Origin of the sequence: Pseudothauera rhizosphaerae, assembly GCF_004801305.1 — a bacterium.
Taxonomy (GTDB): domain Bacteria; phylum Pseudomonadota; class Gammaproteobacteria; order Burkholderiales; family Rhodocyclaceae; genus Pseudothauera; species Pseudothauera rhizosphaerae.
In genome coordinates this window covers 239,398-252,944 of record NZ_SSOD01000006.1, presented here as the reverse complement: position 1 = coordinate 252,944, position 13,547 = coordinate 239,398, and the positions used below count along the sequence as shown (strand labels likewise).

At 65.9% G+C, this 13,547-nt stretch carries 12 protein-coding genes and 1 pseudogene; 12 read left to right on the top strand and 1 reads right to left on the bottom strand.

Features of this window, described 5'->3' with window-relative positions:
* The 8 genes and pseudogenes from E6O51_RS22070 to E6O51_RS09985 form a co-directional block, all read left to right on the top strand.
* Positions 1-274, top strand: a 274-nt coding sequence (locus E6O51_RS22070) for a hypothetical protein (protein ID WP_211091375.1), incomplete at its 5' end; no start/stop codon positions are given.
* Between the two features lie 296 nt (positions 275-570).
* Positions 571-834 (top strand): hypothetical protein, encoded by a 264-nt coding sequence (locus E6O51_RS10010; protein ID WP_136384842.1) that lies wholly within the window; start codon positions 571-573, stop codon positions 832-834.
* Positions 835-851: 17 nt separating this feature from the next.
* Positions 852-3,122 carry a secretin N-terminal domain-containing protein gene (locus E6O51_RS10005; RefSeq protein WP_168735243.1) on the top strand — a complete coding sequence of 757 codons (2,271 nt, stop codon included), beginning with the start codon at positions 852-854 and terminating at the stop codon, positions 3,120-3,122.
* A gap of 2 nt (positions 3,123-3,124) precedes the next feature.
* Entirely contained in the window at positions 3,125-3,595 is a 471-nt protein-coding gene (locus E6O51_RS10000; protein ID WP_136384858.1) for a type II secretion system protein, read from the top strand.
* A 2-nt stretch (positions 3,596-3,597) separates the two neighbouring features.
* The gene (locus E6O51_RS09995; RefSeq protein ID WP_211091374.1) at positions 3,598-3,984 is read left to right on the top strand and encodes a type II secretion system protein; all 387 of its coding nucleotides are present in this window, start codon (positions 3,598-3,600) and stop codon (positions 3,982-3,984) included.
* The gene (locus E6O51_RS09990) at positions 3,971-4,438 is read left to right on the top strand and encodes a type II secretion system protein (RefSeq protein WP_211091373.1); all 468 of its coding nucleotides are present in this window, start codon (positions 3,971-3,973) and stop codon (positions 4,436-4,438) included. Before E6O51_RS09995 ends, E6O51_RS09990 begins: the two co-directional genes overlap by 14 nt.
* 74 nt (positions 4,439-4,512) lie before the next feature.
* A pseudogene (locus tag E6O51_RS22495) lies at positions 4,513-5,370 on the top strand (DUF6531 domain-containing protein); the annotation flags it as partial.
* A gap of 42 nt (positions 5,371-5,412) precedes the next feature.
* Positions 5,413-8,262: an RHS repeat protein gene (locus E6O51_RS09985; RefSeq protein WP_168735242.1), complete on the top strand. Its 2,850-nt coding sequence runs from the start codon at positions 5,413-5,415 to the stop codon at positions 8,260-8,262.
* Between the two features lie 181 nt (positions 8,263-8,443).
* Here E6O51_RS09985 and E6O51_RS09980 read toward each other — a convergent pair whose 3' ends face one another.
* Complete coding sequence (locus E6O51_RS09980) at positions 8,444-9,373, bottom strand: LysR family transcriptional regulator (protein WP_136384837.1); 930 nt, start codon at positions 9,371-9,373, stop codon at positions 8,444-8,446.
* 310 nt (positions 9,374-9,683) lie between these two features.
* Here E6O51_RS09980 and E6O51_RS09975 point away from each other — a divergent pair, with 310 nt between their 5' ends.
* The 4 genes from E6O51_RS09975 to E6O51_RS09960 all read left to right on the top strand — a co-directional run bounded on the left by E6O51_RS09975 (position 9,684) and on the right by E6O51_RS09960 (position 13,545).
* The gene (locus E6O51_RS09975; RefSeq protein WP_136384836.1) at positions 9,684-10,385 is read left to right on the top strand and encodes a pirin family protein; all 702 of its coding nucleotides are present in this window, start codon (positions 9,684-9,686) and stop codon (positions 10,383-10,385) included.
* 181 nt (positions 10,386-10,566) lie between these two features.
* Positions 10,567-11,250, top strand: coding sequence for a hydrolase (locus E6O51_RS09970; RefSeq protein ID WP_136384835.1), 684 nt, complete (start codon positions 10,567-10,569; stop codon positions 11,248-11,250).
* Positions 11,251-11,377: 127 nt separating this feature from the next.
* Positions 11,378-11,659, top strand: coding sequence for a XapX domain-containing protein (locus E6O51_RS09965; protein ID WP_136384834.1), 282 nt, complete (start codon positions 11,378-11,380; stop codon positions 11,657-11,659).
* Positions 11,656-13,545, top strand: coding sequence for an amidohydrolase (locus E6O51_RS09960; protein ID WP_136384833.1), 1,890 nt, complete (start codon positions 11,656-11,658; stop codon positions 13,543-13,545). Before E6O51_RS09965 ends, E6O51_RS09960 begins: the two co-directional genes overlap by 4 nt.
* Positions 13,546-13,547: the final 2 nt, after the last annotated feature.

The following is a 13,547-nucleotide window of genomic DNA, read 5'->3' as shown; positions in this document are numbered from 1 at the left end:
CGGCGTACTCCAACTCGGAAAAGCTCGATTGCATCGGCCCACGTCCTGTCATTCGAACACAGCCTCCATTATCTCAAGCGCATCTCTGTGCCGGGGCGCCGGCGGAGGAATAAATCAGCGATTCCCTTACGGTGCGCTCAGAAACTTCGCCGATCGTGTATTGGCATCGGCACCGAACATCGCGCTCGACGGTTTCGTCATGCGGCGGCAAAGGGCGAGCGATCCCATTGTCGAGGCCGAACTGCGCCTCACCCTCAGGTTTGCCGCGCCATGAAGATTCCGACCGCTGGCAAGAAAGGCCGGATTGGGCTGCTGCCGTTCCTGGCGGCGGCTTGCGCCGGAACTGTGGCATGGCAGCTACCGGGGTCGAGGGTGGACACGGCTGTTCCAGGCATCGAGCTACCGACGGTCCGGCCCGCTACGGATGGAGCGGTCGGTGAGGGCGGGGCGGTGTCGCCGAGAGCCTCGTTCCCGGCTTCCTGGACCGGAGCTCGATCCGAACCGCTGGAACGTAGGGACCCGTTCGCGGTACGGACCTGGCAACCGCCACCTCCCGTGGCGCGGCAGAACGTGCTCATCGAGGTACCGGCAGCCGTTCAGCCAAGGCAGTCCGTCCCCCCTCCGCTGCCCTTTCGCCTTCTTGCGCGCATCATCGATACCGGCAGCGGCCGGTCCACCTTCGTCTTCACGCGCGATGGCAGTGTACTGCTGGCACGGGTAGGTGACGAACTGGACGGCGCCTACCGGCTCGACGCCTTCGAACACGGCAAGCTTATTTTTCAGTACAAGCCCATGAACATCCGCCAAACACTCCCCCTCGCTCCGACGCCATGATGCGAAGCAGACACCGAATGCTCGTGGCCGTTGTCGCCGCATGCTGCCTCGTTGCTGGCTGCGCGGGCAACCTTGCCCATCGCGAAGGGCTGCGCCTGCTGGCCGACGGCCATGACGAGGCCGCCCTTGCCAAGCTGGAAGAAGCGACGAAGGCCGCGCCCGGCAACGTCGAATACCGTCTGCGATTCATCACGGCAAGAGAGCGCGTGGTCGCACGCCTGATGGGGCGCGCGCAGGCCGAGCGGGAGGCCGGCCGAGTGGACGAGGCAGCAGCCTACTATCGGCGTGTCCAGGCACTTGAACCCGCGCATCGTGCAGCGGCGGCGGGGCTTTCGGGACTCGCGCTCGACCAGCGCCATGGGGAGCGGCTTTCGCATGCGCGCAAGGCACTTCAGGCCAACGATGCCGCGGCGGCCTTGAGCCAGGTCGCAGCGATATTGAACGAGAATCCGGCCCACGGGGGAGCACGTGCGTTCAAGCGTGAAATCGACGAGCGGCTCGGGCAGGGCGCCGCGGCGGTGCCGATGCTTGGGGCCGAGATGCGGCGTTCGATCTCGATCGAGGTGCGCGATGCGAACATCAAGCAGTTGATCGAAGCCCTGTCGCGTGACAGCGGACTCAACTTCATCCTCGACCGCGAAATTCCCCCCAACCTCACGGTGACGACGTTCCTTCGCAACGTTGCCGTGGAGGAAGCGCTCGACGTGATCCTCTCGACCTACCAGTTGCAGAAACGGGTGCTGAACAGTAATACCGTACTGATCTACCCGAACACAGGCGCCAAGCAGACCGAATTCCAGGATCTTGTCGTCAAGGGCATCTACCTTGCCAATGCCAATGCGGGCGAGGCGCTGAACATGCTGAAATCGGTGCTCAAGATCAAGAACGCACACGTCGACGAAAAGCTCAACCTGCTGATCCTGCGCGAGCCACCCGAGACGATACGGTTGGCCGAGCGGATGGTGGCCATGCTCGATGTCGGCGAGCCGGAGGTCATGCTCGAAGTCGAAGTGTTGGAAGTCACCCGTTCCCGGCTGACTGAACTCGGTGTGAAGCTTCCGGATCAGTTGACCCTCTCGCCGCTGCCCTCTGACGGTTCGACCGTCACGCTGTACGACCTCGCCCACCTGGACAGCCGCGGCACGGCTGCTTCCATTTCGTCGGCGATGGTCAATCTCAGGCGCGAAGTGGGCGATACCAACCTGCTCGCCAATCCGAGGATACGCTCGCGCAGCAAGGAAAAGGCACTCATCCGGATCGGCGACCGCGTGCCGCTCATTACCACCACCACCACCGCCACCGGTCTTGTCTCCGAGAACGTGCAATACGTGGATGTCGGTCTCAAGCTGGAAGTCGAGCCTACCGTCTATCTCGACGACGAGGTCGCCATCAAGCTCGATCTCGAGGTGAGTTCCGTTGTCCGGCAACTCGTCAGCCCGACCGGTAGCGTGTCCTACCAGATCGGCACCCGCAACGCCGGCACTGTCATTCGCCTTCGGGATGGTGAAACCCAGGTGCTTGGCGGACTGATCAACGACGAGGACCGCAAGACCGCGAACCGTTTCCCCGGCTTGGGCGATCTGCCCATCGTCGGACGGCTCTTCTCCAGCCAAAAGAACGACGACACCAAGACCGAACTCGTGCTTTCCATCACTCCGCGGCTGGTTCGCGGCGTACTCCCGCCCGGCGATACCCCAACCGAGTTTTGGTCGGGAACGGAAGCGGCGGCGCGCATCCGTCCGCTTCACACCATCGTCGACGGCACGGAAACCATCATGCAGGGTGATGCATCCCCGGCTACGGCAGAGGTTTCGCGTAGCACAGATGCCACGGCCATGCCCCCTGTGCCCATGACGACGCTTGCGGGCACGGCCTCCGTCGCCTTGCGGTGGAGCGGCGATGCGCAAGGCAAGGTCGGCGACACCGTGAAGCTGGAGGTGCGTGCCAGCGCGGCGGGCGCGGTCACGTCTCTGCCGCTGCAGGTCAAGTATGACCCTGCCGTGCTTGAACTGCTCGATGTCACACCGGCCGTGCCCGCTGGTGGCGCGGAAGCGCCGGCCAACTTCAAGAAGCACGGCATTCCGGCCAGCGGTCTGCTCTTTGCTACGCAGGAAAAACCCGCGCTCACGGAAGGCGGTGGCGCTGTGGTCATGTACATCGCATTCAAGGCGCGCAAGGCCGTGGAACGGACTGTGGTCGCGCTCTTGCCGACCACGCCGAGCGGGCTCGACGGGCAAGCCCTGGCAGCAACCGCTCCGGCTCTGTTCGGTATTGGGATAGCCCCGTGAAAATGCAGGTGCGAAATGGTTTCACGCTGATTGAACTCCTCGTCTCCACCGCGATACTCGGGGTGTTCGCCCTGCTGGCCTTGCCTGCGGCCGATCTCGCCATCCAGCGTAACAACGAAGCCGAACTGCGGCGTGCCCTGCGCGAGATTCGTCAAGCGCTCGACGCCTACAAGCAGGCCGCCGACGAAGGCCGCATCGTCACCGCGCCGGGCTCCTCGGGCTATCCGAAGCATTTGCGCGATCTCGTCGACGGCGTGGAGGATGCGCGCAGCCCGGTAAGGGCCCGCATCCACTTCATCCGGCGCATCCCGCGAGATCCGTTCGCGCCGCCATCCCTTCCTGCCGAAGAAACGTGGGGGCTGCGCAGCTATGCGAGTCCGGCTCATAGCCCGCAACCCGGTGCTGACGTATACGACGTGTGGTCCCGTCATCGAGGCGTCGGTCTCAACGGCGTGCCCTACAGGGAATGGTAAAGATGGAAACATCCGGTCAGCGCCGCTCCGGTTTTACCCTGATCGAACTCCTGGTTTCGATGGCGGTGATTGCTCTCCTGGTCTCGCTCGCCGCACCACGTTACTTCTCGAGCATGGAAAAAGCGCAGGAAACCGCCTTGCGTGAGAACCTGCGGCAAGTCCGCGAAGCCATCGACAAGCACGTCGGCGATACTGGGCGTTACCCGGATACGCTCGGCGACTTGGTCTCGAAAGGCTATCTGCGCCGTCCACCCGTCGATCCCATTACCGACAGCGAGACCACGTGGATTCTCGTTCCCCCCAAGGAACCGGGGCAAGGGGGGCTTTACGACGTGCGCAGCGGTGCCCCCGGCCTGTCGCGGGATGGTAGTGCCTATGGCACGTGGTGAGCGGGGCTCCGTCTATCTCGGGCTTATCTTCCTGGTGGCCATTTTGGGCACGGGGCTCGCTGCGGTCGGTCCGCTCGTGCAGGTTTCCATGCAGCGCGAGCGCGAGGCCGATCTGCTCTCCATCGGCGACGAATTCCGCCGCGCCATTCTTACCTATTACGAATCCTCCCCAGGGGGGAACAAGCGCTACCCCCGCACCCTGGAAGATTTGCTCGAAGACCGGCGTCATCCCGTCATGCGGAGGCATCTGCGTCGAATCCACCGTGACCCATGGAGCGGGGAGCCTCGCTGGGGATTGGTCGAAGCGGAGGACGGTGGTTTCAAGGGCGTGTATAGCCTCGCCGAGCTGACGCCGCTCAAGCATGCCGGATTCCCGTCCCGCTACGAGGCGTTTGCCCAGGCGAGTCGCTACAGTGACTGGCGATTCGAATACGCACCGCCGTCACTCCGGTAGTGTCATGAAGGCGATGCAGACAATCATGCTATTCAAGTTTAGTTGACAAATGAGTAGCTTGTAAGCATAGTCGCATGTCGTTGAGTGCGTGCGGCTTGCAGTCCTGCATGCCTCCTTATGGCCTTCCGGAGAAGTCGATGCGCCGACTCAAGTACAAGAGCCTCGTATGGCTGCTGGCCCAAGCCTTTGTATGTTCGGGTACCTTGGCCGCCACGTGCTCGAAGCCGAATACCCTCATCGGCTACGAGATCGCTGCGCTTGGTGCGCCCACGGGGTCGGGTGCCAGCCGCCAGTACCTGTTCGGCGTTTCTCCCCTGAGATGCAACGCCAGCGGCCAGGTCGTGTACGACCCGGGCCTCGGATTCTCCGACGGCTACGAAATAGGGTGGTATACCCAGGCGGACGTACGAAGCGCCGTCACGACGGGTTTTCTGTACAACATGCGGGTATTCGAGGGATGGTGCCGGCTGCATTACATCGGTGTCCACAGGAACTATACCGGGACGATCGAAGGCACCAACCTGAGTACTTCGGCCTATCCTGTTCGAAGCGCACCGTATCTGGGCGTGTTCGACACGGAGCTTCACCTCAAGATCGGTGCAGGTTCCCAACTCAGCAGGCAGGATGCAGTCGCCAACCAGTCGACAAACATCTGCAATCCGCCCGAGCAGATCAAGTTCATGAGCGGGTCGCAATGCGTGGGTAATCCCATCTTGCCCGGGCAGGCCTGCAAGGTGCAGCGGGAGGAAGACTATGTTGCTGCCGGCATATCTCCCTTGCAGTTCGTCAGGCACTACAACAGCCGGCATCCCTATCACCATCTTTCGGCAATCACGCGCCCGATGGGAAGCCGCTGGCGCCACAACTATGAGATTCGCCTGAATCCGCAGGCGGATGCGAATCTTGCCCTGCTCTTGGCCGACGATGGCAGCATCCTGCACTTCAGGCCAAAGCCGGGCAGCACGACAGAGTGGGTGGGTGATTCCGATGTGGTGGGCAAGCTGACCAAGGGAGCGACGACCTGGACCTATCGCTCCGGCGATGACACGGTGGACACCTTCAATGCGAGCGGCAGGCTGGTGACGCGTGTCCTTCCCGATGGTCGTGCTCTTAGTTTTGCCTACGACACCGGGGGCCGCTTGGTCAGCGTCACGGACAACTTCAACCGTGCCCTCCAGTTTGCGTATGACGGGCGTGGCCTGTTGGTAGAGGTGACCGATCCCGCTGGCCAGAAAATCGCCTACGCGTACGACGCGAACAAGACCTTGACCAGTGCGACCTACCCCGACACCGGGGTACGCTCATACAACTACACGAGTCTCACTGTGACCGGGGGTGTCGAGCCTGCGTTGCTTACGGGCATTACCGACGAAGAGGCCAACCTGTATGCCTCGTGGACCTACGACGCAACGGCGCAGCCGGTCAGCAGCGAACATGCGGGCGGCGTGGACCGCAACACACTCGTCTATCAAAAGGATGCCAACGGGAAAATCTCCGGCGCATCTGTCACGAACCCCTTGTCCGGCGTTACCAACTATGGGTTCCAGTACATTCTGGGGGCAGGGCGCCTGACGAGCGTCTCGCATGCGTTGCTGCCGGCGGTCACACGGAACCTGACCTACGATGCGCAAGGCAACGTCACGACCGAGACGGACTTCAACGGCAACCTGACGACCTACACGTACGATCTCTCGCGCAACCTCGAAACCCAAAGAGTGGAAGCCTCGGGTACGGCCGATGCGCGCACGGTGACGACGGAGTGGCATGCAACTTTCCGCCTGCCTTCGAGAATCGCGGAGCCGCTCAAACTTACGACGTTCACCTACGATGCGCAGGGGCGTGTGCTGACCCGCACCGAGCATGCGACGACGGATGCGGATGGCAGCGGGGGCTTCGGTGCCCCGCTCGCCGGCAGCCCGCGGGTGTGGAGCTGGACCTACAACGCCTACGGCCAGGTGCTCACGGCGGACGGACCGCGCACGGACGTGTCCGACGTCACCAGCTACGCCTACTACGACGTTTCCGACACCGACCCGGGCAAGCGGGGCAACCTCGCCGCGGTGACCAACGCCCTGGGCCACGTCACCCGGATCAGCGCCTACGACGCCCACGGCCGGCCACTCACCATCGTTGCCCCCAACGGCCTGACGACCCAACTGAGCTACGACGCCCGCGGGCGTCTCACCGGCAAGAACGTCGGTGGCGAGCAGACCGCCTACACTTACGACGCAGCGGGTCAACTCACGCGGGTGGCGCTGCCCGACGGCAGCACCCTCGACTACACCTACGACGCGGCGCACCGCCTGACGGCGATCACCGACCCCCAGGGCAACGCCATCCACTACACCCTGGACGCCGCGGGCAACCGGATCCGCGAAGAAATCCGCGACCCGTCGAACGCGGTCGTGCAACTCAAGCACCGGGTGTACGACGCCCTGAGCCGGCTTGCCGAAGAACTGGGCGCGCAGAACCAGAGCCTCGCCCAGTACGGCTACGACGCGCAGGGCAACCGGGTGAGCCTCACCACCCCCTCGGACGCGGGGGTGCGGACCACCACCCAAGCCTTCGACGGCCTGAACCGGCTCATCCGCATCGTCGACCCGAACGCCGGGCAGATCCAGTACGGCTACGACGGCCAGCACCGGCTCAGCCAGGTCACCGACCCGCGCAACCTGGTCACCGCCTACACCTTGGACGGCCTGGGCAACCAGACGCGACTCGTCTCACCCGACACCGGCACTACCACGCGCGCCTTCGACGAAGCCGGCAACGAAGTGGCGCGCACCGACGCCCGCGGGCAGACGACCGCCACCACCCACGACGCACTGGGCCGGCCGACCTCCGTCCAGTGGCACGACGGCAGCCGCGACCATTACGTCTGGGATGCCGGCCCCAACGCCGTGGGCCGCCTGTCGCGCATCGAACAGTACGACGCCGCCAACCAACTGGCGCTCTCGATCGACTACGGCTACGACGCCCACGGCCGGCGCACCACCGAAACCCGGACGCTGGACGGCGTAAGCCACACCACCCGGTACCACTACAGTGCGGGCCGGCTCGTCGGCCTCACCTACCCGAGCGGCAAGCGCATCGACTACGCGCTCGACGCGCTGGGCCGGGTGAGCGAAGTGCGCCTGACCGACCTGGACGGGCAGGTGACGACGATCGCCACGGCCATCGCCTACCACCCCTTCGGCGGTGTTGAGCGGCTGACCAACGGCGCGGGTGAAGTCCTCGTCTGGGGCCAGGACCAGGACGGCCGGCCGGCGAACTACCGCCTGGGCGGGCAGACCTGGCAGATCGGCTACGACACCGGCTCGCGCATCGCCTGGCAGACCAACCTGGGCGACGCGACGCAGACGGCAAGCTACGGCTACGACGCGCTCGACCGCCTCACCCAGGCGGTGTTGCCCACGGTAACGCACGGCTACGGCTACGACGCCACCGGCAACCGTACCAGCCAGACCACGGGCGGTGCGGTACGCAGCTACACCACCGACCCCGCCAGCAACCGGCTCGCGAGCATCGCCGGCGCCGACCCGCGCCGCTACAGCTATGACGCCACCGGCAGCCTGACGGCCGACGGCGCGGGGCTCGCCCTGGGCTACGACGCCCGCGGCCGGCTGGTGAGTGCCACGGCGGCAGGGCAGAGCACCGGCTACCGGCTCGACCCGCTCGGCCAGCGCATCCGCAAGACGGGTGCGGACGACACGCTTTACCACTACGACCTGGAAGGCCGTCTGATCGCCGAGAGCGCGCCCGACGGCAGCGTGCGGCGCGAATACCTGTGGCTGGGCCACCAGCCGCTGGCGGTCATCCAGTAAAGCGTGGGAACAGGGAGAACAAGAACATGAAACGCATCGTCTTGCGCATGGCCATGCTGTGGTTGACCGCCAGCCTGCACATCGGTGCGGCTCACGCCGCCACGCAGATTCTGTATCTGCATGCAGACCATCTGGGCACACCGCGTGTGGCGAGCCGATTATCAGTAACTGCTGATGTTAGTCAGGCCGCACTATCGCTGCCCCGCGCCCATGGCGCGCTGGCGAAGCGTTCGGCCAGGTAGTCGATCAGCGCCTGCACCCGGGCCGGGCGGCTGCGGCCGGGCGGGGTGACGATGTGGAGCGCGATGGGCTCCACCTGCCAGTCCTCCATCGCCGTCTCCAGCGCGCCCGACTGCAGGTCGTCCCAGGCCAGGAATTCCGGCTGCAGCGCCAAGCCCAGTCCGGCGCGCAGGGCCGGGGCCAGGGCCTCGGCGTTGTTGGCGACCAGCGCGGTGGGCATGGCCTGGGCGAATTCCCCGTGGCGGGCATGGCGGAAGCGCCAGGTCCCGCCGCTGCGGCCGTGGCTGTACAGCAGCGCCCGGTGGGCGGCCAGGTCGCGGGGGTGGCGGGGGCGGCCGTGGCGCTCGAACCAGGCCGGCGCGCCCACCAGCAGGATGCGCACCGTGCACAGGCGGCGGGCGAGCAGGCTGGAATCGGCCAGCGTGGAGATGCGCAGGGCCATGTCGAAGCCCTGGGCGACCAGGTCCACCAACTCGTCGCTGAAGTGGATGTCCAGCACCACCTCCGGGTGGCGGGTCATGAATTCCGGCAGCACCGGCGCCAGGTGGGAGACGCCGAAGGACATGGGCGCGGCCACGCGGATGGGGCCGCGCAGGCTGGTGGATTGTTCGGTCACCTCGCATTCCACCGCCTCGCCCTCGGCGAGGATGCGCGCGGCGCGCTCCAGCGCGGCATGGCCGGTCTCGGTGAGCGACATGCGCCGCGAGGTGCGGTGGAAGAGCATGGTTTTCATGCGTTGTTCCAGGCGGGTCACCGCCTTGGAAACGGTGGCCTGCGAAAGGCCGAATTCGGCCGCGGCGCGGGCGAAGGAGCCGGTTTCGGCGACCTTGGCGAAGATCGCCCAGGCTTCCAGGTCGGGGAGTTTTTTCATGGCGTTTCCGCAGGGCGAGCGTTCCTCCCCCTTCAAGGGGGGCGAAGCAGGGGTTTCGGCGAGCATCGCTCGCCGCCTGCGTAGCGGCGGAGGCGAAGCCGAGACTACTGGCAGGAGGGGGATGGGTTTCGGTTCAGTGGGGGAAGTAAACCCATCCCCACCCCAGCCCTCCCCTTGAAGGGGAGGGGGCGAAACGCCTTGCTGTTATACGCTAAAAACGGAAACGATGAAATTCTATTCATTCCGTTCTCAATGTTCCGGCGACTGCCTATAGTGAGCCCATCGCAACCCCATTCAGCAGGAGGACATCATGATCGAACGTCGTCCCTTCGACAGCCTCGGCGGCGCCAACCACGGCTGGCTCGACGCCAAGCACCACTTTTCCTTCGCCGAGTACCACGACTCCGAGCGCGTGCACTGGGGCGCGCTGCGGGTGTGGAACGACGACACCATCGCCCCGGGCACCGGCTTCCCGCCCCACCCGCACGCGGACATGGAGATCATCACCTATGTGCGCGAAGGCGCCATCACCCACCAGGACAGCCTGGGCAACAAGGGCCGCACCAAGGCCGGCGACGTGCAGGTGATGAGCGCGGGCACGGGCATCCGCCACTCCGAGTACAACCTGGAACCGGGCATCACGCGCATCTTCCAGATCTGGATCTTCCCGGATCGCCGCGGCGGCCAGCCCTCCTGGGGGGCCAAGCCCTTCCCCAAGGGCGACCGTTCCGGGCAGTTCGTGGCGCTCGCCAGCGGCAGGGAAGGCGATGACGACGCGCTGCCCATCCGCACCGACGCCCGCGTGCTGGGCGCCACGCTGAAGGCTGGCGAGACCGCCGAGTACCGCCTGGGCGCGGACCGCTACGGCTACCTGGTGCCGGCCAGCGGCCGGGTCGAGGTGGACGGCGTGGCGCTGGAAGCCCGCGACGGCGCGGCGATCAGCGATGTGGACAGCATCCGCGTGACCGCGCTGGAGGATGCCGAGCTGGTTCTGGTGGACGCGGCCGGCTGAGGGACTATGACTATAAAAGTTCCCGACGGCATTGCCCGCCGGGGGCTCCTGGACGCGGGGGACTTTCTGCGGCGCCTCCCGCGTCAGGGTCGCGCAGGCTCCGTCGCCTGGCGTGATCCGTCATACCGTGCCGGCATGAACGGCATTCACGCCGCGCCCCAATCAAGAAAGGAGAGAAACCGTGTCGAACGAATATCTGGAAGTGCTCACGCCGCAGAACAGCCAACTGATCTTCATCGACCAGCAGCCGCAGATGGCCTTCGGCGTGCAGTCCATCGACCGCCAGGTCCTGAAGAACAACGTGGTGGCGCTGGCCAAGGCCGCGAAGACGTTCAAGATTCCGACGACCATCACCACCGTGGAGACCGACGGCTTTTCCGGCAATACCTATCCCGAACTGCTGGCCGTCTTCCCCGAGCACAACATCCTCGAGCGCACCTCGATGAACTCCTGGGACGACCAGAACGTGCGCGACTCGCTGGCCGCCAACGGGCGCAAGAAGGTCATCGTCGCGGGCCTGTGGACCGAGGTCTGCAACACTACCTTCGCCTTGTGTGCGGCGCTGGAAGGCGGCTACGAGATCTACATGGTGGCCGACGCCTCCGGCGGCACTTCGGTGGAGGCCCACAAGTACGCCATGGACCGCATGGTCCAGGCCGGCATCGTGCCCGTGACCTGGCAGCAGGTGCTGCTGGAATGGCAGCGCGACTGGGCGCGCAAGGAGACCTACGACGAGGTGATGGCGATCGTGAAGGAGCATTCCGGCGCCTACGGCATGGGCGTGGATTATGCCTACACCATGGTCCACAAGGCGCCCGAGCGCGTGAAGCACGGCCAGCGCATCGGACCGAACCCGGCCAAGTAAGGGTTCCCGGGCGGGCGGCGCTGCGGGATGCGGCGGCGCCCGTCTTCCCGTGGGTGCGGACGGGGGTGCCCCGGTCCGCGCGGTATCCGGCCATCGGCGCGGCATCCGCCGCGCAGCGAGGAAGCCCATGAAACTCTACGTCCTGTCCCTGGGTGCCGGCCTGCTGGTCGGCATCGTCTACAGCCTGCTCAACGTGCGCTCCCCCGCGCCGCCCCTGGTGGCCCTGGTGGGGCTGCTCGGCATCCTGATCGGCGAGCAGGTCATCCCGGTCGGCAAGCACTTGCTCGCCGGCACGGCATTCAGCACGGCCTGCGACAAGACCCATGCCGTCAAGCACGTGTTCGGCCAGTTGCCCGGGCGCCATGCAGCCGCCCAACAGGCCCAATCCATGGAGGGCAAGCAGTCATGAGCCAATCGACCATTGCCGACGTGGTCCTGCGCAACGGCCGCTTCACCACGCTGGACCGCGGCAGGCCCCAGGCCAGTGCCGTGGCGATTCATGATGGCAAGTTCCTGGCCGTGGGCGAGGACGCCGAGGTGATGGCCCTGGCCGGCCCCGCCACCCGGGTCATCGACCTCAAAGGCCGCGCCGTGCTGCCCGGCCTCATCGACAACCACACCCACGTGGTGCGCGGCGGCCTCAACTTCAACATGGAACTGCGCTGGGACGGGGTGCGCTCGCTGGCCGACGCCCTCGACATGCTGCGCCGCCAGGTGGCCATCACCCCCGCTCCGCAATGGGTGCGCGTGGTGGGCGGCTTCACCGAGCACCAGTTCGCCGAGAAGCGCCTGCCCACGCTGGACGAGATCAACGCCATCGCGCCGGACACGCCGGTCTTCCTGCTCCACCTCTACGACCGGGCGCTGCTCAACGCCGCGGCCCTGCGCGCCGTGGGCTACACGAAGGAGACGCCCGAACCGCCGGGGGGCGAGATCACCCGCGACGCCGCCGGCAATCCCACCGGCCTGCTGCTGGCCAGGCCCAACGCGCAGATCCTCTACGCGACCCTGGCGAAAGGCCCCAAGCTGCCCTTCGACTACCAAGTCAATTCCACCCGCCACTTCATGCGCGAACTCAACCGCCTGGGCGTGACCGGGGTCATCGACGCGGGCGGCGGCTTCCAGAACTTTCCGGACGACTACGCGGTGATCCAGAAGCTGGCCGACGAAGGCCGGATGACGGTGCGGCTGGCCTACAACCTGTTCACCCAGAAGCCGAAACAGGAGAAGGAGGACTTCCTCAACTGGACGTCCACGGTGAAGTACAAGCAGGGCGACGACTACTTCCGCCACAACGGCGCCGGCGAGATGCTGGTGTTCTCGGCGGCGGATTTCGAGGACTTCCGCCAGCCGCGCCCGGACATGCCGCCGCAGATGGAAGGCGAACTGGAAGAAGTGGTGCGCATCCTCGCCCAGAACCGCTGGCCGTGGCGCCTGCACGCCACCTACGACGAGACCATCTCCCGCGCGCTGGACGTGTTCGAGAAGGTCGACCGGGACGTTCCGCTCGCCGGCCTCAACTGGTTCTTCGACCACGCCGAGACCATCTCGGACAGGTCCATCGACCGCATCGCTGCGCTCGGCGGCGGCATCGCCGTGCAGCACCGCATGGCCTACCAGGGCGAATACTTCGTCGAACGCTACGGCGCTGCCGCCGCGGAAGCCACCCCGCCCATCGCCCGTATGCTGGACAAGGGCGTCAAGGTCTCCGCCGGCACCGACGCCACCCGCGTCGCCTCCTACAACCCCTGGGTGTCCCTGGCTTGGATGATCACCGGCAAGACGGTCGGTGGCCTCACGATCTACCCGCGCCGCAACTGCCTGGACCGGGAGACGGCCCTGCGCATGTGGACCGAGAACGTGGCATGGTTCTCCAACGAGGAAGGCAGGCGCGGCCGCATCGAGAAGGGCCAGTTCGCCGACCTCATCGTGCCGGACAAGGATTTCTTCGCCTGCGCCGAGGACGCGCTCTCCTTCCTCACCTCCGACCTCACCGTGGTCGGCGGGCGCGTGGTCTACGGTGCAGGGGATTTTGCCGGCCTGGACGACAACCCCCTGCCGCCCCCCATGCCGGCCTGGTCGCCGGTGCGCACCTTCAAGGGCTATGCGGCCTGGGGCGAACCGGAGGGTGCGGGCCGGAATTCCCTGCGCTACCGGGCAATCGCCTCCTGCAACTGCGCCAGCGCCTGCGGCTTGCACGGCCACGACCACGCCCGGGCGTGGGGCGCGAAGCTGCCGGTGTCCGACCTCAAGGGCTTCTTCGGTGCGCTCGGCTGCTCGTGCTGGATGGGGTAGAC

Excerpts from the sequence above, each read along its gene's own strand:
- E6O51_RS10005 (WP_168735243.1), top strand. The coding sequence starts at position 852 with ATGCTCGTGGCCGTTGTCGCCGCATGCTGCCTCGTTGCTGGCTGCGCG.
- E6O51_RS10000 (WP_136384858.1), top strand. The coding sequence starts at position 3,125 with ATGCAGGTGCGAAATGGTTTCACGCTGATTGAACTCCTCGTCTCCACC.
- E6O51_RS09995 (WP_211091374.1), top strand. The coding sequence starts at position 3,598 with ATGGAAACATCCGGTCAGCGCCGCTCCGGTTTTACCCTGATCGAACTC.
- E6O51_RS09990 (WP_211091373.1), top strand. The coding sequence starts at position 3,971 with ATGGCACGTGGTGAGCGGGGCTCCGTCTATCTCGGGCTTATCTTCCTG.
- E6O51_RS09980 (WP_136384837.1), bottom strand. The coding sequence starts at position 9,373 with ATGAAAAAACTCCCCGACCTGGAAGCCTGGGCGATCTTCGCCAAGGTC.
- E6O51_RS09975 (WP_136384836.1), top strand. The coding sequence starts at position 9,684 with ATGATCGAACGTCGTCCCTTCGACAGCCTCGGCGGCGCCAACCACGGC.
- E6O51_RS09965 (WP_136384834.1), top strand. The coding sequence starts at position 11,378 with ATGAAACTCTACGTCCTGTCCCTGGGTGCCGGCCTGCTGGTCGGCATC.
- E6O51_RS09960 (WP_136384833.1), top strand. The coding sequence starts at position 11,656 with ATGAGCCAATCGACCATTGCCGACGTGGTCCTGCGCAACGGCCGCTTC.